This is a genomic window from Streptomyces sp. NPDC018947 (assembly GCF_044390505.1).
Classification (GTDB): Bacteria; Actinomycetota; Actinomycetes; order Streptomycetales; family Streptomycetaceae; genus Streptomyces.
This window is the reverse complement of the sequence record NZ_JBIRZD010000007.1, coordinates 93910-112430: the sequence shown is the minus strand read 5'-3', so window position 1 is coordinate 112430 and position 18521 is coordinate 93910. Positions and strand designations below refer to the sequence as shown.

Below are 18521 nucleotides of genomic sequence, written 5' to 3'. Positions count from 1 at the left end.
TCAGTGTGGCCGGGCCGCATGTCGCCCGCGCTTCGCCGGAGTTGCCCGTGTGTTAAGGCGGTCGGTGCCTTGGGCGAGGTCAGGCCAGCGACCGCTTCAGGAAGTCCACCTGGAGCAGCAGCAGGTTCTCGGCGACCGACTCCTGCGGCGTCATGTGCGTGACGCCGGACAGCGGGAGCACCTCGTGCGGGCGGCCGGCCGCCAGCAGGGCCGAGGACAGGCGCAGGGAGTGGGCGACCACCACGTTGTCGTCCGCCAGCCCGTGAATGATCATCATGGGGCGGTGCGGCTCGGCGGCGTCCACCAGGCCCGCGTCGTCGATCACCGAGTTGCGGCGGTAGACGTCCGGCTGCTCGTCGGGGTGACCGACGTACCGCTCCTGGTAGTGCGTGTCGTAGAGCCGCAGGTCGGTGACCGGCGCGCCGACGATCGCGGCATGGAAGACGTCCGGGCGGCGCAGCGCCGCCAGCGCGGCCAGATAGCCGCCGAAGGACCAGCCGCGGATCGCCACCCGGCCCAGGTCCAGCGGGAAGTCCTCGGCGAGCGCCTGGAGCGCGTCGACCTGGTCCTGGAGGACGACCGCGGCCACGTCGTCCTTGATGGCCTTCTCCCAGGCGGGGGAGCGCCCGGGAGTGCCCCGCCCGTCGGCGACGACCACCGCGAAACCCTGGTCGGCGAACCACTGCGAGGTGAGGTGCGCGTTGTGGGCGGCCACCACGCGCTGGCCGTGCGGACCACCGTAGGGGTCCAGGAGCACCGGGAGGGGGGTGTCACCGTGGTAGTCCGTTGGCATAAGCACGGCGCACGGGACACGGCGTGCGCCCCCCTGTGTGAGGGTCACGCGCGGGGACAGACCCGGATGTTCCGCATGCGACGCGACGGTCGCCACCGGCTTCCCGTCCCGCAGCACCCGCGCCTGGGACCCGGGCCGGTCGAGCGCCGCGGAGACGAGGACGGTCACGCCCCCGGCGCGGACCGCCGAGTGCACGCCGGGCTCCTGCGACACGCGCTCCACACCGAGCTCGTTCACCCGGTACACATGGACCTCGCCGGTCTCCGGGTCCGCCGCGCCCTCGCCCGCCGACGCGGAGACCAGGACGTCGTCCTCCGAGACGTCCAGCACCGCGCGCAGGTGCAACTGGTCGCCCGTCAAAGGGCGTTCACCGACCGCCAGCACCCGCGCGCCGCCCTCGTCGGCGATCCGCACGAGCTGTCCGGAGGGGCTCCAGCAGGGCACGCCGGGGAAGAGTTCAAGCCAAACTGGATCTTCATCCGCGTGCACCATCCGGGTCGAGCCGGACTCGGTGTCCACCGCCAGGAACAACTGGCTGCGCTGATCGCGCGCCTGCACGAGGAGCAGGGGCGCACCCGCCGCTGACCAGTGCACTCGCGCCAGATAGGGGTACCGCTCCCGGTCCCACAGGACCTCGGTGCGGCCCCCGTCCAGCCCGATCGCGAACAGCCGCACGTCCGCGTTGGCGGTGCCCGCCGCCGGGTACGGCACGTGGTGTGGGTCACGCCCGGGGTGGGCGGGGTCGGAGATCCACCAGCGCCTGACCGGCGTGTCGTCCACCCGCGCGACCAGCAGCCGGTCGGACTCGGGACCCCACCAGAAACCCCGCGCCCGGCCCATCTCCTCGGCGGCGATGAACTCGGCGAGCCCGTACGAGACACCCTCGGCGTCCGGCTCGGCCAGCGCCCTGTCCCCGTCGCCCTCGGCGCCCACCACGCGCAGGGCGCCCCGGGCGACGTAGGCGATGTGCCGTCCGTCGGGGGAGGGGCGCGGGTCGATCACCGGCCCGGGGACGGGGAGTTCACGTGCCGTCCCGGCCCGCAGCTCCGCCGCGAAGAGGCGCCCCGACAGGGCGAAGGAGGCCAGCTCGACGGCCGCGTCGGTGGCGTAGCCGACGATGCCGGCGCTGCCCTCGCGGCTGCGCTCCCGCCGGGCCCGCTCCTCGGGCGACAGGCTCTCCTCGGCCCCGCCCAGGAGGGCGCGCGGGTCGGCGGCGACGCGCTCCCCTCCGTCCGCGACGTCGAGCACCCACAGCGAGTTGGCCCGGTCCGTACCGGAGCCGGAGCGCAGGAAGGCGACCCGTGAACCGTCGGGTGCCACGGTGAACGAACGCGGCGCGCCGAGCGTGAACCGCTGGGTGCGGGCGTGCCGTTTGGGGAAGGAGTCGGTCTCGGTCGTCATGCCCCGACCATATTGGCCATGCGCCCCCTTGTGCGGCCGTGCGCCGATCGATGCGCGCGTACGGATAGTTATGATCACTAGCGCATAGTGGGTATCAACTGGGTGCCTGCTGCGTGGATTTATCTGTTCCAGTGTTCCGAAGCGTTGCGAAAGTCCGACCGCGTCCGACCCCCTGTCCCTGGGTTCTTTGGAGGTGAGCCGCCGTGGCACTCTCGATTTCGGCGGTGGTGCTGCTGGCGATCATCGTCTTCCTGCTGGTCAAGAAGTCAGGACTGAAGGCCGGGCATGCGATCGTCTGCATGCTGCTCGGCTTCTACCTGGCCTCTTCGACCGTCGCGCCCACGATCAGTGAGCTGACGACGAACATCGCGGGGATGATCGGGAGCATCAACTTCTGACGCGGGCCGCGCCGTCCAGCGGCTCCCGCCGAGCAGCCACCCGGTCGGGGCGCCCCGGCGCCTCTCCGGCACCCCGGGTGGCTCCGGCGGCCGCCCGCGGGTGCGGCGCCCGCGCACGGGAGAGGCGCTGCGAGGACCGGGCCCCGGCCTCTTAGGGTGGGGGCATGAAGGAACTGCCCGCCCGGCGTCTGATGCTGGTGCACGCGCACCCGGACGACGAGTCGATCAACAATGGCGCCACCATGGCACGCTACGCGGCCGAGGGCGCCCACGTGACGCTGGTGACCTGCACCCTCGGCGAGCGCGGAGAGGTCATCCCGCCCGCGCTCGCGCACCTGACCGGAGCCGCCCTGGGCGGACACCGCAGGGGCGAGCTGGCCGAGGCCATGCGCGCGCTCGGCGTGGACGACTTCCGCCTGCTCGGCGGGCCGGGCCGGTACGCCGACTCCGGGATGATGGGCCTGCCCGACAACGACGACCCCGGCTGCCTGTGGCAGGCGGACGTCGACGAGGCCGCCGCCCTCCTCGTCGAGGTGATCCGCGAGGTACGCCCCCAGGTCCTCGTCACCTACGACCCCGACGGCGGCTACGGCCACCCCGACCACATCCAGGCCCACCGCATCGCGATGCGCGCCGTCGAGCTCGCGGACGAGGCGGGCTGCCCGGTCGACCGGGTCTACTGGAACCGCGTGCCGCGCGCCGTGGCCGAGGCCGCCTTCGCCCGCCTCCGTGACGAGCTGCCCCGCCTCCCCTTCGCGAAGGCGGCCGCTGTCGACGACGTGCCGGGCGTCGTGGAAGACGAGCGGATCACCACCGAGATCCGGGCCGAGGGCACCGCGTACGCCGCCGCCAAGGCCGCCGCGATGCGCGCCCACGCCACCCAGATCGAGGTGGCCGAGCCGTACTTCGCGCTCTCCAACGAACTGGCGCAGCCCCTGTTCACCACCGAGTACTACGAACTGGTGCGCGGCGAGCGGGCCGGCGACGGCGCCGGGCGTGAGAGCGACCTCTTCGCGGGCGTCGAGGAGGCGTCGTGAGCGACCGCACCGGCCACACCTCCGCGCTCGCCCAGCCGCTGCGCCCGCCCTCCGCCGGCCGGGCCGCCCTCTACCTCGGGCTCCTCCTCCTCGGCGCGGTGACCGGCGTCGCCGGAGCGCTCGTCCAGCCGGCCTGGTTCCCTGGCGGGCTGCTGCTCGCGCTGGCCGCCGAGGCCGGGCTGTGCCTCGGTGCCGGGCGGGCGGTGGGCCGCCGCGGCGCGGCCGTGGCGCCGGCCGCCGGCTGGGCCGTCGCCGTGGTGCTGCTCACCACCAGCCGCCCGGAGGGCGACTTCGTCTTCGCCGCGGGCAGCGGCTCGTATCTCTTCCTGCTCGGCGGCATCGCCGTCGCTGTGATGTGCGCCACCCTTGCCCCGGTGCGGCAACCGGACGGCGGCGGCGTCCGACTTGGGAAGTGACGTACCACTTCGCCGTGGCGCGGGCGTGCGAGTCGCGTGTGGGTTTCCCCGGCGGTCGTGGGATACGCGCGGGAAGTGGCCAGTATGGTGGTGCGCGCCGCCGAGCCGCCCGCTTTCTGGTGTGCCGGGCGGCGGAGCCAACCGGGAGAACCTGCCTTGAGTCGTGAAACTGACAGTCCGTCCTCCGGGCCCAACGGGCGCGGCGGAGCCGCGTACCCGTCGGGCACCCCGCCCTACGGGACCCCCGTGGCTCCGGGCGCCGGTGCGGACGCGGGCCGTTCGGCCGCGCGGCCGGAGGAGCGCAAGACCGAGACGACGCTGACGACCCGTATCCGGATCAACATCCCCGGGTCACGGCCCATTCCGCCGGTCGTCATGCGCAAGCCCGTCGCGGACGCCGAGAGCGACGCCGCCGACGCCGGGGCGGCCGGGCACCCCGATCCGGACGCCACCGCGGCCATGGGCGGCGTCGAGGCTCCCGCCGAGCCCGCGGGGCCCACCGAGCTCGCGCAGTCCGCCGAGGAGAAGCAGACCAGCGACTGGTTCGCGCCGCGCAAGTCCGGGCCGCCCAAGGGCGGTCAGGGCGGCGGCTCCACCAACGGCGCCGGTCTGTCCGGCGGTTCCGCGGCACCGTCCGGTCCTCCGGGCGTGTCCGACGGCGGTTCCCCGGGTACGGTCGCGGGCTCCGCGCCCTCCGGTTCCGGTACGCGACCGGGCGGCGGGAGTGGCCGCCCCGGTGGCGTCGTCGGTTCCATGAACGTGCCGGGCGGCGCGGGCCGCGGCGGCACGGGCAACGGCGCGGGCCTTCCCGGCGCGACCGGCGGACCCGTGGCGCCCGGACACGGCGGCGGCACCGGTTCCTTCGACGTGACCGAGGCATTGGCGGCGGGACCGCTGGGCGGCAACGGCACCCGCCCCGGCGCCGACGACACCGAGCGCACCCGCAACGACCTCCCCCTCTTCACCGACGACGGCCCCGGCACCGCCGCCGGACAGGACGGCCCGCGCGGACCGCAGGCCCCGTTCGGCGGCCCGAAGTCGCCCGCGGGCCCGACGACCGGCCCGGTCACCGGAGACGGACCGTCGGTGCCGCCCTCGCTCGCCGGACCGGGCACCGCCGCGAGGCCCGGCGGCCACCTGGGCTCCGGTCCCGACACCGCGCGGCCCGGCCCCGGCGGCGGGCTGAGCGACGACACCGCGATCCTCACCCCGCAGCGGCCGGCCCAGCAGCCGCCGGGCGGCCCCCTCTACGCCAACCCGGACAACGTCTCCGGGAACACCGTCACCAGCGGCAGCCCCGTCGCGCCCGGCGACCGGGGCACCCCCTTCCCCGGCGCGCCCTTGGACGGACCGCGCCCCCACACGCCCGCGAAGGCGCCCGCACCGGCCCCCGCGCCCCCGGCCGCGTCCGCCGGGCCGGCCAAGAAGAAGGGGCGCAGGAAGCTCCCGCTGCTCGTCGGCGGCCTGATCGTCGTGGCCGGCGGTGCCTACGGCGCCGGCCTGCTCATGAACCACTCCGACGTGCCCAAGGGCACCACCGTGCTCGGCGTCGACATCGGCGGCGGCACCCGCGACGACGCCGTGGAGAAGCTGGACGCCGCCCTCGGCGCCCGGGCGGGCAAGCCGCTCAAGCTCACGGTGGACGGCGACACGGTCTCCCTGAAGCCGGACCAGGCGGGGCTCCAGTTCGACACCCAGGCCACGGCCAGCGCGGCGGCGCAGAGCGACTACAACCCGGTCTCCGTGATCGGCTCGCTCTTCGGCAACCACCGCGTGGTCGAGCCGGTGATGCCCGTCGACGAGGAGAAACTGCACGCCGCCCTCAAGGACGTGGCCGGCGGCGCCGGCTCGGTCACCGAGGGCACGATCACGTTCAAGTCGGGCAAGGCCGTACCGGTGTACGGCAAGCCCGGCAAGGCCATCGACGTCGCCAAGTCGACCGAGGCGGTGGAGCAGGCGTACCGCAAGCAGGTGGAGACCGGCGCCACAACCCCGGTCGGCGTGCCGACGACCACCCGGCAGCCGACGGTCTCCGACGCGGAGGTCAACCGGATGCTGAAGGAGTTCGCCGAGCCCGCCATGTCCGGTTTGGTGACCGTCGAGACCGACCCGGACCACCGGATCGCGTTCAGCCCCGGCAAGTCGCTGTGGAAGTTCCTCGGCGTCAAGCCGCAGAACGGCAAGCTGGTCGAGTACTACGACCAGGCCGCCCTCCAGGAGCTGTACGGCGACACCTTCGACGGCGTGCTCATCACCCGCGGCACCGGCCAGAAGACCCCGGTCACCGTCCAGGACGTGATCTCCGCCCTGCGCCCGGCGCTGATGAGCAGGAGCGACCGCGCCGGGATCATCGAGACCGACCCGAGCTGACAGGCGGCCCGCACGGACGAGGGGCACCCGGCCGCGCCGGGCGCCCCTCGCCGTCGTACCCGGGCCCTGCCCGTACGGCGTTCAGTTGAGCAGCGCCCGCGCGGCCCGCGCCTCGAAGCGCACCCGCTCGGCCGCCGCCTCGTCCACCGCGCCGACCACGTCGGCGTACGCGTCCAGCTCCGCCGCGCCCGCCGTGAACTCCCCGCGCTGGACCAGCAACTGCGCCCGCTCGTACCGCAGCCGCGCGGCGTGGGACGGCAGCAGCAGCGCCAGGTCGATCGCCCACAGCGCCACGTCGGACCGCTCCGGCCGGGCCGCCGCCCAGGCCCGGACGTTGTTCAGGATCCGCTTCACCACGTCCAGCGGCTCGGCGGGCTCCAGCATCGACGGGTGCGGCGGCGCCCCGGTCGCGCCGGCGACCAGCACGTCCGCGTCGTTCCCGGTGAGCACGCGTCCCCCGTCGAACGGATCGGCGAGCACCCGGTCCTCCTCCGGCCCGAACCCGACCACGAAATGCCCCGGCAGCCCGACCCCGTACACCGGGGCTCCCGCCCGCCGGGCCACCTCCAGCCACACCACCGACAGCAGGATCGGCAGCCCGCGCCGGCGCCGCAGCACCTCGTGCAGCAGCGAGGACTCCAGGCGCCGGTAGTCCGCCGCGGTCCCCCGGAAGCCGTACCGCTCGCCGAGCAGGTCCCGCAGCGCCCTCGCCCAGGCGTCCGGCGTACCGGGGCGGAACGGCAGCTCTCCGGCCAGCCGGTCGAGCTCCATCTGCGCGGCGTCCAGGCCCGCCTCGTCCAGACCGCCGTCCGCCTCGGCGCCCACCAGGAGGCACAGCGTCGACAGATCGGGCCGCTCGGACCGCGCCTCCTCGGCGAACCTGCGCCGGACCTCGGCGGAGCGTTCGGGCGGCGGCGGATGGGGGAGGTGGCGCATAGCAGGCTCGTGCCCTCTCACGGCGGTCGTCGAACGGCGACTGGCGGAACAGGAGTGGCGGAACTGGAGTGGCGGAACTGGAGGGGCGGGACCCGGGCGGTTCACGCGGGAGTCGTGGAACAGGAGCGGCGGACGCGGAGAACCGGGTCTCAGTCCCGCTCCGCCCCGCCGGGCTCCTCCGGCGCGCGGTAGTGGTGGTAGGCGTGGTGCGCCGCGAATCCCATCCCCGCGTACAGCGTCCGCGCGCCCGCGTTGTCCTCCTCGACCTGGAGCCACGCCGCCGAGGCGCCCTCCTCCAGCGCCCGCCCGGCCAGCGCGGCCATGACGGCCGTGGCGAGCCCCCGGCGCCGCCGCGCCGGATCGACCTCGACGGCCGCGAAGGACGCCCACCGCCCGTCCACGACGCACCGCCCGATCGCCGCCGGGGCGTCCTCACCGGGCACCGTCGCGAACCACACCGACGGCCCGCTGTGCAGCACCCGCAGCGCCACGTCGCTCACCCCCTTGCGCTGGTACCGCGCCAGCCACGCCTCGTCGGCCCGCCGGGACAGCGCCACGCCGGTCCCCCCGGCCCGGTCGGCGACCGGCGCCAGCGCGCCGGTCCACACCTCGGCCGTCACCTCCCGCACCCAGCCCCGCCGCTCCAGCTCCGCGCACAGCAGCTCCTGCGTGCCCTCGGCCCCGGTGGCGGTCTGGACGTACGCGGGCAGCCCGCGCGCCCCGTACCAGCGGCGTACGGCCGTCAGCGCGCCGTCGAGGGGGAGTCCGGGATCACCGAGCGGGAGCACGGAGTTGGCACGCCGCGTGAAGCCGGCGGCGGCCCGCAGCTCCCAGTCGCCGAGCCGTTCGCTCTCCACCGGCCGCCAGGCCCGCGAGGCGACCCTCGCCAGCTCCTCGTACGACGCGGCGGGACCGCGGCGACGCGCCGGGGCGGACGGGACGACCTTGCCGGCGACGAGCGCGGATTCCGGGATCCGGACCGACTCGCCGTCCTTCCGTGTGATCAGCACCACACCGTTGTCCCATGATGTGAGAACACCGACCGTGTCGGTGAACCCCCCACCCGTGACACCAGGTTCGATCAAGCGCCGTACGGAGACTCGTTTGCCCACGTCAGCAGCGGTGATACGGACCTCGAGACGGCCTGCTGCGGAGATTTCCACGGGTCGGTACACCCCTCCTGTTCGGATCATGCCCAAGAACGGAGATACTAGGGGCGGGCATCGACGACGCCGCGCTCCCGCGCGCCAGGCGGCGGAGCCTGAGGAGGCCCGCCAGCGCCCAATCGAGGAGGAACGACAGCGTGACCTACGTCATCGCGCAGCCTTGTGTCGACGTGAAGGACAAGGCGTGCATCGAGGAGTGCCCGGTCGACTGCATCTACGAGGGCCAGCGGTCCTTGTACATCCACCCGGACGAATGCGTCGACTGTGGTGCCTGTGAGCCGGTCTGCCCGGTCGAGGCGATCTTCTACGAGGACGACACTCCGGATGAGTGGAAGGACTACTACAAGGCGAACGTCGAGTTCTTCGACGAGCTCGGCTCGCCCGGCGGCGCCAGCAAGCTGGGTCTGATCGAGCGCGACCACCCCTTCGTCGCCGCGCTGCCGCCGCAGAACCAGTAACGGCGGCCCGCACGAGCGCCGCCTCGGTCCCGTACGGCCCGATCGAACCCGGTCGCCGTACGGGGCCGAGGCGTTTGCCGTTCCGGGCGGCCACGACGAAAGTGAGCGAGTAACGTGTCCGCAGTCTCCGACCGCCTGCCCACCTTTCCCTGGGACAAGCTGGAGCCGTACAAGAAGACGGCCGCGGCGCACCCGGGCGGCATCGTCGACCTTTCCGTCGGCACCCCGGTCGACCCGGTCCCCGAGCTGATCCAGAAGGCCCTGATCGACGCGGCGGACTCCCCGGGCTACCCGACGGTGTGGGGCACCCCGGCACTGCGCGACGCGATCACCGGCTGGGTCGAGCGCCGCCTCGGCGCCCGCGACGTCACCCACCGCCACGTCCTGCCGATCGTCGGCTCCAAGGAGCTCGTCGCCTGGCTCCCGACCCAGCTCGGCCTGGGCCCCGGCGACCGCGTCGCCTTCCCGCGCCTGGCCTACCCGACGTACGAGGTCGGCGCCCGGCTCGCCCGGGCCGCCTACGAGGCCTACGACGACCCGACCGAGCTGGACCCGGCGGGCCTGAAGCTGCTGTGGCTCAACTCGCCGTCCAACCCGACCGGCAAGGTCCTGTCGCGGGCCGAGCTGACCCGGATCGTCGCGTGGGCCCGCGAGCACGGCGTCCTCGTCGTCTCCGACGAGTGCTACCTGGAACTGGGCTGGGAGGCCGACCCGGTCTCCGTCCTGCACCCGGACGTCAACGGCGGCTCCTACGACGGCCTGGTCGCCGTCCACTCCCTCTCCAAGCGCTCCAACCTCGCGGGCTACCGCGCGGCCTTCCTGGCCGGTGACCCGGCGGTGCTCGGCCCGCTGCTGGAGATCCGCAAGCACGGCGGCATGATGACCTCCGCGCCGACGCAGGCGGCCGTCGTGGCGGCCCTCGGCGACGACGAGCACGTGCGTGTCCAGCGCGAGCGCTACGCGGCCCGCCGCGAGATCCTGCGCGAGGCGCTGCTCGGCCACGGCTTCCGCATCGAGCACAGCGAGGCCAGCCTCTACCTGTGGGCCACCCGTGACGAGTCCTGCTGGGACACGGTCGCCCACCTGGCCGGCCGCGGCATCCTGGTCGCCCCCGGCGACTTCTACGGCCCCGCCGGCGAGAACTTCGTCCGCGTGGCCTTCACCGCCACGGACGAACGGGTCCGCGAGGCGGCGACCCGCCTCGCCTGACGGCCGGGCGGCCGGGGGAGGGCGGACGCGGTCCGACGCCGGACGCGGCCGCCGCCCCCCGCGGGCAAGCGAAACGCCGGGGCCCGGGGCAGCGCCCCCGGACCCCGGCGCCGTACGGCCCAAGGCAGCCGGCCTCAGCCGATCGGCAGCCCCTGCGCCGACAGCGCACGCCCCTTGCCCAGCGCGTCCGTCGGCAGCTCGCCCTTGGCCGCGCTGGACGCCGTGTCACCCACGAGGTCCCCGGCGCTGCCCGCCGCGGGCACCGCCTTCCCGACGGCCTTGCCGCCGGTGACGTCCCGGGCGGCGCCGTCGACGGTGCCGCCGACGTTCGCCCCGTCCAGCGCGGTCAGCCCGCCGAGGTTCGGGGCGGCCGGCAGCTCGGGAGCGGCACTCGCGGCGCCGGCCGCACCGACCCCGGCGGCCGCTCCCGCAGCGACGAGCAGCGCGGCACGGGCGATCCGGCGGGTCAGGGGGAGGGACATGATGCTCCTTCGACGGAAGTCAACGATGAGGATTCCGGCCGCGTCCGGCGAAGACCACCGGGCGCGGACGCAGTGACTACCGCGCGAGGGCGACGAAGGTTGCGGCGCCGCGACGTAAAGGGTTGGCAATGCGTCGCATTATCGGGTGCGCGGAAAAGCGGGCAAAAGGACGCGGCAGGAAAGCCTCCGGAACCCGGGCAGCCCCGTGTTTCCGGGGCCCGAGGCGCATGCGGCGGGGGCGTGGCGGACACCCGCGCCCCCTCGCCCCCGCCGGAACGGATCCCTCCGTCGAGTGACGGCTCGTACTACCGCGCGGACGTGATCCGGACCGGCCCGGGCGCCCGCTCCGCCCCGTGGGAGCTGCCGCCGCCCACCGGGTACCACTTGCTGTCCGTGTTCCCGGCGGTCCACTGCCGGCCGGCGTAGACGACCCGCTCGATGTGCAGCGACGACGCGTTGGCCACGGCCCAGTGCGCGAGCTGCCAGCCGCGCCGCTCCGCGTCCTCGCCCGTGCCCTCGCCGACGGGCAGCGTCACGGTCCGCCCGCCGGAGCCGCCCGAGGCGCTCGCGGACGGGGCCGGGGAGGAATCCGCCGAGGCGCCCACCTCGGCGCCGAGCGGCTGGAGGACGTCCCGCCCGAAGTCCCGCACCAGCGCCGCGCGCACCGCGTCCGGCCCCTTGGCCCGGGTCGCTCCGGGGCGGCCGTCGCAGGTCAGGGTCGCCCCGGACCGGCCGGTCAGCGCGGCGGCCAGCAGCGTGGCGTCCGGCTCGTGCTTGGCGTACGCCTGCGGGAAGCCGCTGCGCTGCACGCGCTGCGCGGCGACGGTCAGCGGCAGCCGCGTGTAGCCCGGCACCTCGACCAGGTGGTCGTAGAACTCGCCCGCCGAGTACGCCGGGTCCATGATCTCCTCGGTGCTGCCCCAGCCCTGCGAGGGGCGCTGCTGGAACAGACCGAGCGAGTCGCGGTCGCCGTAGTCGATGTTGCGCAGCGCGGACTCCTGCAGCGCGGTCGCCAGGGCGATCGTCACCGCCCGTTCGGGCAGGTTGCGCGCGGTGCCCACGGCGGTGATCGTCGCCGCGTTGACCGCCTGCTCCGGCGTGAACTCGTAGGTCGCCCCGTCGTCGTCGCCCGACACGACCCGGCAGCCCGGCGCGCCGGCGCCCCCGGTGACGTACTGGACCGCGACATAACCGGCGACCGCGAGCAGGACGACGAAGGCCGCCCCGAAACGGAGAAGGCGGCTCCTTGGGCTGCGGGTTGGGGACGGCTCAAGCACGCGTACAAGGTACTGGAGAGTAGGGCCTCGTGGTGCCGCGTGGGGACGAAGTGACGAAACACCCCGCAGGGACCGGCGGGTAGGGTCGACGGCATGGCCGATACCCCGCTTGACCTCACGCTGGACGCCGCGGAGCTGACCGCGCGGCTCGTCGACTTCCCCTCCGAGAGCGGCTCCGAGAAGCCCCTGGCGGACGCGATCGAGAACGCGCTGCGCGCCCTGCCGCACCTCACGGTCGACCGGTACGGCAACAACGTCGTGGCCCGCACCGGCCTGGGCCGGGCGGAGCGCGTGATCCTCGCCGGCCACATCGACACCGTGCCGATCGCCGGCAACGTCCCCTCCCGGCTGGACGAGGACGGCGTGCTGTGGGGCTGCGGCACCTGCGACATGAAGGCGGGCGTCGCGGTGCAGCTCCGCATCGCCGCGACCGTCCCGGCCCCCAACCGCGACCTGACGTTCGTCTTCTACGACAACGAGGAGGTCGCCGCCGACCTCAACGGCCTCGGGCACGTCGCCGACGCGCACCCCGAGTGGCTGGAGGGCGACTTCGCGGTGCTCCTGGAACCGTCGGACGGCCAGGTGGAGGGCGGCTGCCAGGGCACGCTGCGGGTGCTGCTGAAGACGGCGGGGGAGCGGGCCCACTCCGCGCGGAGCTGGATGGGTTCCAACGCCGTCCACGCCGCCGCCCCGATCCTCGCGCGCCTCGCGGAGTACGAGCCGCGCTACCCCGTGATCGACGGCCTGGAGTACCGCGAGGGCCTGAACGCGGTCGGCATCACGGGCGGCGTCGCGGGCAACGTCATCCCCGACGAGTGCGTCGTCACCGTCAACTTCCGCTACGCGCCGGACCGCTCGCCGGAGGAGGCCCTGGCGCACGTCCGGGAGGTCTTCGCGGACTGCGGCGTGGCGGAGTTCGTGGTCGACGACCACAGCGGCGCGGCCCTGCCCGGGCTGTCCCACCCCGCCGCGGCGGCCTTCATCGAGGCGGTGGGCGGCACCCCGCAGCCCAAGTACGGCTGGACGGACGTGTCGCGGTTCTCGGCGCTCGGCGTGCCGGCGGTCAACTACGGCCCGGGCAACCCGCACTTGGCCCACAAGCGGGACGAACGGGTGGAGACGGCGAAGATCCTCGCGGGCGAGGAACGGCTCCGGTCCTGGCTGACGGCATGATCAGGTCCTGGTTTACCGCGCTGCGTGCCGGACATGCTGAGGTCCCCCGCACGTAACCCGCGTAGATCTACGCTGAGGTGGAACCACCCGCACAACGGAGGGAGCGCACATGGCTACCGGCAACCCCGAGGGGAAGAAGAGGCCGCCGGAGGAGCAGCGCCTGGGCCCGGTCCTCCGGCGGCGCGGCCAGGTTCAGAGGAGCACCACGGACCAGCGCCTGCTGGACGAGCGCGCTCCCACGGACTGGGTCCACACCGACCCGTGGCGGGTGCTGCGGATCCAGTCGGAGTTCATCGAGGGCTTCGGCACGCTCGCCGAACTGCCGCCCGCGATCAGCGTCTTCGGCTCCGCCCGCACCGGGGCCGACTCGCCGGAGTACGAGGCGGGCGTCCGGCTGGGCCGCGGCCTGGTGGAGGCGGGCTTCGCCGTCATCACCGGCGGTGGGCCGGGAGCGATGGAGGCGGCCAACAGGGGCGCGCTGGAGGCGAAGGGCGTCTCGGTCGGCCTCGGCATCGAGCTGCCCTTCGAGCAGGGTCTGAACCCCTACGTGGACATCGGCCTGAACTTCCGTTACTTCTTCGTCCGCAAGATGATGTTCGTGAAGTACGCCCAGGGCTTCGTGGTGCTGCCCGGCGGCCTCGGCACCCTCGACGAACTCTTCGAGGCGCTCACCCTGGTGCAGACCCAGAAGGTCACCCGCTTCCCCATCGTCCTCTTCGGCACCGACTACTGGGGCGGCCTCGTGAACTGGCTCCGCGACACCCTGGTGGCCCAGGGCAAGGCCGCGGAGAAGGACCTGCTCCTGTTCCACGTCACCGACGACGTCGACGAGGCCGTCGCCCTGGTCTCCAAGGAGGCGGGCCGCTAGCGGCGGCGGGGGCGAAGGGGGCGGGCGGCCGCCCCCGGCCCCCTACGCCAGTCCCCGCCGGGCCACCGCGGGCTCCCGGTGCCCCGCGATCGTGGCCACCATGTCCAGCACCTGCCGTGTCTCCGCCACCTCGTGCACCCGGTACACCCGCGCCCCGAGCCACGCCGACACGGCCGTCGTCGCCAGCGTCCCCAGCAGCCGTTCCTTCACGGGGCGGTCCAGCGTCTCGCCGACGAAGTCCTTGTTGGACAGGGAGACCAGCACCGGCCACCCCGTCTCCACCATCTCCCCGAGCCGCCGCGTCGCCTCCAGGCTGTGCCGCGTGTTCTTCCCGAAGTCGTGCCCGGGGTCGATCAGCACCGACTCCCGCGGCACCCCCAGCGCCACCGCCCGCTCGGCCAGCCCCACCGTCACGTCGAGGATGTCCGCCATGACGTCGTCGTACGTCACCCGGTGCGGCCGCGTCCGCGGTTCGGCACCGCCCGCGTGCGTGCACACCAGCCCCGCCCCGTGCCGGGCGGCGACCTGCGCGAGCTGTGGGTCGACGCCGCCCCACGCGTCGTTCAGCAGATCCGCCCCGGCCTCGCACACGGCCTCCCCGACCTCGTGCCGCCAGGTGTCCACGCTGATCACGACGTCCGGGAACCGCCGCCGCACCTCCGCGACGAACCCGACGGTGCGCCGCGCCTCCTCCTCGGCCGACACCTCCTCCCCGGGCCCGGCCTTCACCCCGCCGATGTCGACGATCGCGGCCCCCTCGGCCACGGCCTGCTCCACGCGGGCGAGCGCGGGCTCGTCGCGGAAGGTGGCGCCCTGGTCGTAGAAGGAGTCCGGGGTCCGGTTCACGATCGCCATGATCACCGGCTCGTGCGGCGCGAACTCGCGCCTGCCCAGCCTGAGCATCCCCTGTGACCTCTCCTCGCCCATACCGTCCCTCACGTCCCGCTCCGGCTTTCCACGTCCCGCTGCCCGGCTGTCCGGCGGCCGTCGGCGTCCTTCGGCCGCCTGCGACCCCGACTGTCAGACTCGCATGGCACGATCGGACCCGACACAACCGACTCCGATCCAACCAGCCGACGCGATCAGCCGACGAACCCGTGCGATCGCGGTGCTCGATCCGACCGTGGGGGCCCAGCGATGGTCATGTTCCTCTTCCTCGTCGTCGCGCTCGCCGTCGTGGTCGCCGCGGTGACGCTCGCCGTGGTGAGCGGCGGCGACAGCGGACCGCTGCCGGAGGCCGCCCCCGAGCGGCTGCGGGACACGCTGCCACCGGACCGCCCCGTGGCCCGCGCCGACGTGGAGCGGCTCCGCTTCCCCCTCGTCGTGCGCGGCTACCGCATGGCGGACGTCGACGACGCCCTCGGCCGCCTCGGCGCCGAGCTGTCCGAGCGCGACGCCCGCATCGCCGACCTGGAGTCCGCGCTGGCCGGCGCCCGGGCCGCCGCCCACCACGTCTCCATGGAGAAGCCGGACCAGGAGGAGCAGCGATGAGCGCGGGCGAGGCCGTCACCGGCCCGGACGGCGCGGCGCGCTGTCCCTGGGCCCTGTCCACCGCGGACTACGTGACCTACCACGACGAGGAGTGGGGCCGCCCGGTCCACGGCGACGACGCCCTCTTCGAGAGGCTCAGCCTCGAGGCCTTCCAGTCCGGTCTGTCCTGGCTGACGATCCTGCGCCGCCGCACCGGTTTCCGGGCCGCCTTCGCCGACTTCCAGATCGCCGAGGTGGCGCGGTTCACCGACGAGGACCGCGAACGGCTGCTCGCCGACGCGGGCATCATCCGCAACCGCGCCAAGATCGACGCGACCCTCGCCAACGCGCGGGTGCTGGCCGGGTGGAGCCCCGGCGAGCTGGACGAGCTGATCTGGTCCCACGCCCCGGACCCGGCCGGCCGGCCGGTCCCGAAGACCCTCGCCGACGTCCCGGCCGTCACCCCGGAATCCACGGCCCTGTCCAAGACCCTCAAGAAGCGGGGCCTGCGCTTCGTGGGCCCGACGACGGCGTACGCGCTGATGCAGGCGTGCGGACTGGTCGACGACCACCTGGCGACCTGCGTGGCCCGGCGCGCCTGAGCGGGCGGACGGGCCTGCGCGGGCTGAGCGGACGGGCTCGGCGGACGACCCCGTGCGGGCGGTGCGCGGCGCGGCCCGCCCGCCCCGGGCTCAGCGCCCCAGGTACTTCGGCTTCTCCTTGTCGACGAACGCCCGCACCGCGATCCCGTGGTCCTCCGACGCCCCCGCCCGGGTCTGCAGCTCGTCCTCCTTCTCCAGCGTCTCGGAGAGCGAGTGCGACAGCCCGTACGCCATCGACTCCTTCAGCGCCGCGTAGGCCACCGTGGGCCCCTCGGCCAGCTTCCGCGCCGTCCGCTCGGCCTCGGCGCGCAGTTCGGCGGCCGGGACGACCCGGTTGGCGATGCCGAGCGCGTACGCCTCCTGGGCGTCGATGCTGCGGGGGAAGAGCAGCAGGTCGCAGGCACGTCCGGGGCCGACGACGCGGGGCAGCGTCCAGGAGACGCCGGAGTCGGCGGTCAGCGCGACACCCGCGAACGAGGTGTTGAACGCCGCCGTCTCCGCGACGATCCGGTAGTCCGCGGCGAGCGCGAAACCGAATCCGGCGCCGGCCGCCACGCCGTTCACGGCGGCGACCACGGGCTTGGGCGCCTCGACCAGCGCCCGCACGATCGGGTTGTAGTGCTCGCGGACCGTGCTCATGGTCCTGCCCTCGCCGGTCTCCCGGTCGGAGGCCAGCAGCCCGATGTGCTCCTTGAGGTCCTGGCCGACGCAGAACGCCCGCTCCCCGGCCGCCGTCAGCAGCACCGCCCGTACGGCGCCGTCCGCGCCGGCGGACCGCACCGCGTCCCGGAGCGCGACCTTGGTCTCGACGTTCAGTGCGTTCATCGCCTCGGGGCGGTTCAGCGTGATCGTCGCGAGTCCGTCGCTCACCTCGTAGAGCACGGTGTCGGCCATGGGTATCCCCTCCGAGTCGGCTTGTGTCCGCACCAGCATGACGGAGATCACCGGGTACGGATCCTTCCGCGGGTGTGACCTGCGTCAAAGAATCGCGGTCCCCCGGTGTTCGCCGGGAGTGGTGCGGGGCGCGCAGTATCGCAGTCACATCGCCGAATTGAGTGGTTTTGCTCGCGCGCGTTGCCCAAGCGATGCCTGCTGATGTTGGTCATCGGGTCCTGGGATGCGGGATAATGGCTGGGAAGCAATGTGTTCGATGCCGGTGTCGCGCGTCCTGTGCCGGACTGCGTGTGCCCTTCACGGGCCGTCGGCGGTGACGGTGAGCTGGTATCAGGAAGGGGAACGAGCATGGCGGCCATGAAGCCGCGGACGGGCGATGGCCCGCTCGAGGTGACCAAGGAGGGGCGGGGCATCGTCATGCGCGTTCCGCTCGAAGGCGGCGGTCGACTCGTCGTCGAGCTGACCCCCGACGAGGCCGACGCGCTCGGCGACGCCCTCAAGAAGGTCGTCGGCTGACGCGCAAGCGACCATACCCGTTCAGTCGCCCCGGTACCGTACACGGTGCCGGGGCGACTGTTCTCCCGGGTGCGCCGGGCACCCCTCGGGCGGTGCGGCTACCGCTTCACCGCGCACAGCAGACCGTCGCCGACCGGCAGCAGTGACGGCACCAGTTCCTGACTCTCCCGCACCGCGCGCAGCACCTCCCGCAGCCGCAGCACCTCGGTGGGCTGCGGGCCGGAGTCGACCGTGCGGCCGGTGCCGAAGACGCCCTCGAAGGCGACGAGCCCGCCCGGCCGCAGCAGACGCAACGATTCGGCGAGGTAGTCCAGGTACTCCAGCCGGTCGCCGTCGCAGAAGACGAGGTCGTAGCCCGAGTCCGCGAGGCGGGGCAGGACGTCCAGCGCGCGGCCCGGGATGAAACGGGCCCGGTTGCTGGCGAAACCCGCGGCCCGGAAGGCCTGGCGGGCGAACTGCTGGTGCTCCGGCTCCGGATCGACGGTGGTCAGCACCCCGTCCGGCCGCATGCCCTGGAGGAGGTGGATCCCCGACACGCCGCAGCCGGTGCCGATCTCCGCGACCGCCTTGGCGTCCACGGCGGCGGCGAGCAACCCGAGCGCCGAGCCCGTGCCGGGCGTCACCGAGCGCAGGCCCACCTCGCAGGCCCGGTCGCGGGCCCAGCGCAGCGCGTCGTCCTCGGCGACATAGGCGTCGGCGAACGCCCAGCTCGTCTGGCGGTTGCCGGTAATGACCCTCTCCTGTCCCCGTGGTTGCCTCGGCGTGACTGTATCCGTTGGCCTCGGGAACCCGCAGATGGGACCGGTCGTTTGAAGGGGTGCGGAACGAACGACCGAGCGGCCGGGACTGCGGCGGGGGGCAGCGGATGCAGACGAGCACCGAGCAAGTGCTGACGCAGCCGTACGAGCGGTACCAGCTCAGATCAAATTCTCGTAAAACCGCTTATCCGGAGCTAACGGGCGAGGTGGCTATGGTAGGGGCTCCACTCGACACCACCAGAGCCGACAGGGGAGGTGCGGCCGCACCTGTTGACCGGGGAGGAGTGCTGCGGCGCT

The 18521-nt window shown here is 73.9% G+C and carries 19 protein-coding genes; 11 read left to right on the top strand and 8 right to left on the bottom strand.

Annotation, left to right across the window (positions count from 1 at the left end; all coding sequences use genetic code 11):
- Positions 1–79: 79 nt before the first annotated feature.
- Positions 80–2194 (bottom strand): prolyl oligopeptidase family serine peptidase, encoded by a 2115-nt coding sequence (locus tag ACH499_RS15525; protein ID WP_399016156.1) that lies wholly within the window; start codon positions 2192–2194, stop codon positions 80–82.
- A 203-nt stretch (positions 2195–2397) separates the two neighbouring features.
- Between ACH499_RS15525 and ACH499_RS15520 the strand changes: the two genes are divergently transcribed.
- The 4 genes from ACH499_RS15520 (at position 2398) to ACH499_RS15505 (ending at position 6415) form a co-directional block, all read left to right on the top strand.
- On the top strand, positions 2398–2592 hold the full coding sequence (locus ACH499_RS15520) for a hypothetical protein (protein WP_356199694.1): 195 nt from the start codon (positions 2398–2400) through the stop codon (positions 2590–2592).
- 164 nt (positions 2593–2756) lie between these two features.
- Positions 2757–3629 carry an N-acetyl-1-D-myo-inositol-2-amino-2-deoxy-alpha-D-glucopyranoside deacetylase gene (gene mshB, locus ACH499_RS15515; RefSeq protein ID WP_399016153.1) on the top strand — a complete coding sequence of 291 codons (873 nt, stop codon included), beginning with the start codon at positions 2757–2759 and terminating at the stop codon, positions 3627–3629.
- Entirely contained in the window at positions 3626–4045 is a 420-nt protein-coding gene (locus ACH499_RS15510) for a DUF6113 family protein (protein ID WP_356199690.1), read from the top strand. Before mshB ends, ACH499_RS15510 begins: the two co-directional genes overlap by 4 nt.
- Positions 4046–4201: 156 nt before the next feature.
- Positions 4202–6415, top strand: coding sequence for a hypothetical protein (locus tag ACH499_RS15505; RefSeq protein WP_399016149.1), 2214 nt, complete (start codon positions 4202–4204; stop codon positions 6413–6415).
- Positions 6416–6496: 81 nt separating this feature from the next.
- Here ACH499_RS15505 and ACH499_RS15500 read toward each other — a convergent pair whose 3' ends face one another.
- Positions 6497–7351, bottom strand: coding sequence for a tetratricopeptide repeat protein (locus tag ACH499_RS15500; RefSeq protein WP_399016147.1), 855 nt, complete (start codon positions 7349–7351; stop codon positions 6497–6499).
- A 149-nt stretch (positions 7352–7500) separates the two neighbouring features.
- Positions 7501–8514, bottom strand: a complete 1014-nt coding sequence (locus ACH499_RS15495; protein ID WP_356199685.1) for a GNAT family N-acetyltransferase — start codon at positions 8512–8514, stop codon at positions 7501–7503.
- A 140-nt stretch (positions 8515–8654) separates the two neighbouring features.
- Between ACH499_RS15495 and fdxA the strand changes: the two genes are divergently transcribed.
- Positions 8655–8975, top strand: a complete 321-nt coding sequence (gene fdxA, locus ACH499_RS15490) for a ferredoxin (RefSeq protein WP_077966227.1) — start codon at positions 8655–8657, stop codon at positions 8973–8975.
- A 114-nt stretch (positions 8976–9089) separates the two neighbouring features.
- Positions 9090–10184, top strand: coding sequence for a bifunctional succinyldiaminopimelate transaminase/glutamate-prephenate aminotransferase (locus ACH499_RS15485; protein WP_356199683.1), 1095 nt, complete (start codon positions 9090–9092; stop codon positions 10182–10184).
- A gap of 134 nt (positions 10185–10318) precedes the next feature.
- Here ACH499_RS15485 and ACH499_RS15480 read toward each other — a convergent pair whose 3' ends face one another.
- Both ACH499_RS15480 and ACH499_RS15475 read right to left on the bottom strand, forming a co-directional pair.
- The gene (locus tag ACH499_RS15480) at positions 10319–10666 is read right to left on the bottom strand and encodes an ATP-binding protein (protein WP_399016142.1); all 348 of its coding nucleotides are present in this window, start codon (positions 10664–10666) and stop codon (positions 10319–10321) included.
- 305 nt (positions 10667–10971) lie between these two features.
- Positions 10972–11943: a heavy metal transporter gene (locus ACH499_RS15475; RefSeq protein ID WP_356199680.1), complete on the bottom strand. Its 972-nt coding sequence runs from the start codon at positions 11941–11943 to the stop codon at positions 10972–10974.
- Positions 11944–12036: 93 nt separating this feature from the next.
- On the opposite strand from ACH499_RS15475, the gene dapE reads away from it, so the two are divergent.
- Complete coding sequence (dapE, locus tag ACH499_RS15470) at positions 12037–13116, top strand: succinyl-diaminopimelate desuccinylase (RefSeq protein WP_356199678.1); 1080 nt, start codon at positions 12037–12039, stop codon at positions 13114–13116.
- Positions 13117–13225: 109 nt separating this feature from the next.
- Positions 13226–13984: a TIGR00730 family Rossman fold protein gene (locus ACH499_RS15465; RefSeq protein ID WP_356199676.1), complete on the top strand. Its 759-nt coding sequence runs from the start codon at positions 13226–13228 to the stop codon at positions 13982–13984.
- Positions 13985–14026: 42 nt separating this feature from the next.
- Here the strand turns inward: ACH499_RS15465 and folP are convergent, their stop codons facing one another.
- Positions 14027–14887 carry a dihydropteroate synthase gene (folP, locus tag ACH499_RS15460; RefSeq protein ID WP_356199908.1) on the bottom strand — a complete coding sequence of 287 codons (861 nt, stop codon included), beginning with the start codon at positions 14885–14887 and terminating at the stop codon, positions 14027–14029.
- 234 nt (positions 14888–15121) lie between these two features.
- Here folP and ACH499_RS15455 point away from each other — a divergent pair, with 234 nt between their 5' ends.
- Together ACH499_RS15455 and ACH499_RS15450 are read left to right on the top strand one after the other, a co-directional pair.
- Entirely contained in the window at positions 15122–15475 is a 354-nt protein-coding gene (locus ACH499_RS15455) for a DivIVA domain-containing protein (RefSeq protein ID WP_356199906.1), read from the top strand.
- A complete protein-coding gene (locus ACH499_RS15450; RefSeq protein ID WP_356199674.1) occupies positions 15472–16056 on the top strand; it encodes a DNA-3-methyladenine glycosylase I in 585 nt (194 codons plus the stop codon). The genes ACH499_RS15455 and ACH499_RS15450 overlap by 4 nt, the downstream gene beginning before the upstream one ends.
- A 90-nt stretch (positions 16057–16146) precedes the next feature.
- Here the strand turns inward: ACH499_RS15450 and ACH499_RS15445 are convergent, their stop codons facing one another.
- Positions 16147–16950, bottom strand: coding sequence for an enoyl-CoA hydratase-related protein (locus tag ACH499_RS15445; protein ID WP_356199672.1), 804 nt, complete (start codon positions 16948–16950; stop codon positions 16147–16149).
- 348 nt (positions 16951–17298) lie between these two features.
- On the opposite strand from ACH499_RS15445, the gene ACH499_RS15440 reads away from it, so the two are divergent.
- On the top strand, positions 17299–17466 hold the full coding sequence (locus tag ACH499_RS15440; protein WP_003966491.1) for a DUF3117 domain-containing protein: 168 nt from the start codon (positions 17299–17301) through the stop codon (positions 17464–17466).
- Positions 17467–17564: 98 nt separating this feature from the next.
- On the opposite strand, the gene ACH499_RS15435 is transcribed toward ACH499_RS15440, so the two are convergent.
- Positions 17565–18263, bottom strand: a complete 699-nt coding sequence (locus tag ACH499_RS15435; protein ID WP_356199905.1) for an O-methyltransferase — start codon at positions 18261–18263, stop codon at positions 17565–17567.
- Between the last annotated feature and the right edge of the window lie 258 nt (positions 18264–18521).

Bases quoted from the DNA above. Each gene is read 5' to 3' on its own strand.
- ACH499_RS15525 (WP_399016156.1), bottom strand. From the start codon at position 2,194: ATGACGACCGAGACCGACTCCTTCCCCAAACGGCACGCCCGCACCCAG.
- mshB (WP_399016153.1), top strand. From the start codon at position 2,757: ATGAAGGAACTGCCCGCCCGGCGTCTGATGCTGGTGCACGCGCACCCG.
- ACH499_RS15500 (WP_399016147.1), bottom strand. From the start codon at position 7,351: ATGCGCCACCTCCCCCATCCGCCGCCGCCCGAACGCTCCGCCGAGGTC.
- ACH499_RS15480 (WP_399016142.1), bottom strand. From the start codon at position 10,666: ATGTCCCTCCCCCTGACCCGCCGGATCGCCCGTGCCGCGCTGCTCGTC.
- dapE (WP_356199678.1), top strand. From the start codon at position 12,037: ATGGCCGATACCCCGCTTGACCTCACGCTGGACGCCGCGGAGCTGACC.
- ACH499_RS15465 (WP_356199676.1), top strand. From the start codon at position 13,226: ATGGCTACCGGCAACCCCGAGGGGAAGAAGAGGCCGCCGGAGGAGCAG.
- folP (WP_356199908.1), bottom strand. From the start codon at position 14,887: ATGCTCAGGCTGGGCAGGCGCGAGTTCGCGCCGCACGAGCCGGTGATC.
- ACH499_RS15455 (WP_356199906.1), top strand. From the start codon at position 15,122: ATGGTCATGTTCCTCTTCCTCGTCGTCGCGCTCGCCGTCGTGGTCGCC.
- ACH499_RS15450 (WP_356199674.1), top strand. From the start codon at position 15,472: ATGAGCGCGGGCGAGGCCGTCACCGGCCCGGACGGCGCGGCGCGCTGT.
- ACH499_RS15445 (WP_356199672.1), bottom strand. From the start codon at position 16,950: ATGGCCGACACCGTGCTCTACGAGGTGAGCGACGGACTCGCGACGATC.
- ACH499_RS15440 (WP_003966491.1), top strand. From the start codon at position 17,299: ATGGCGGCCATGAAGCCGCGGACGGGCGATGGCCCGCTCGAGGTGACC.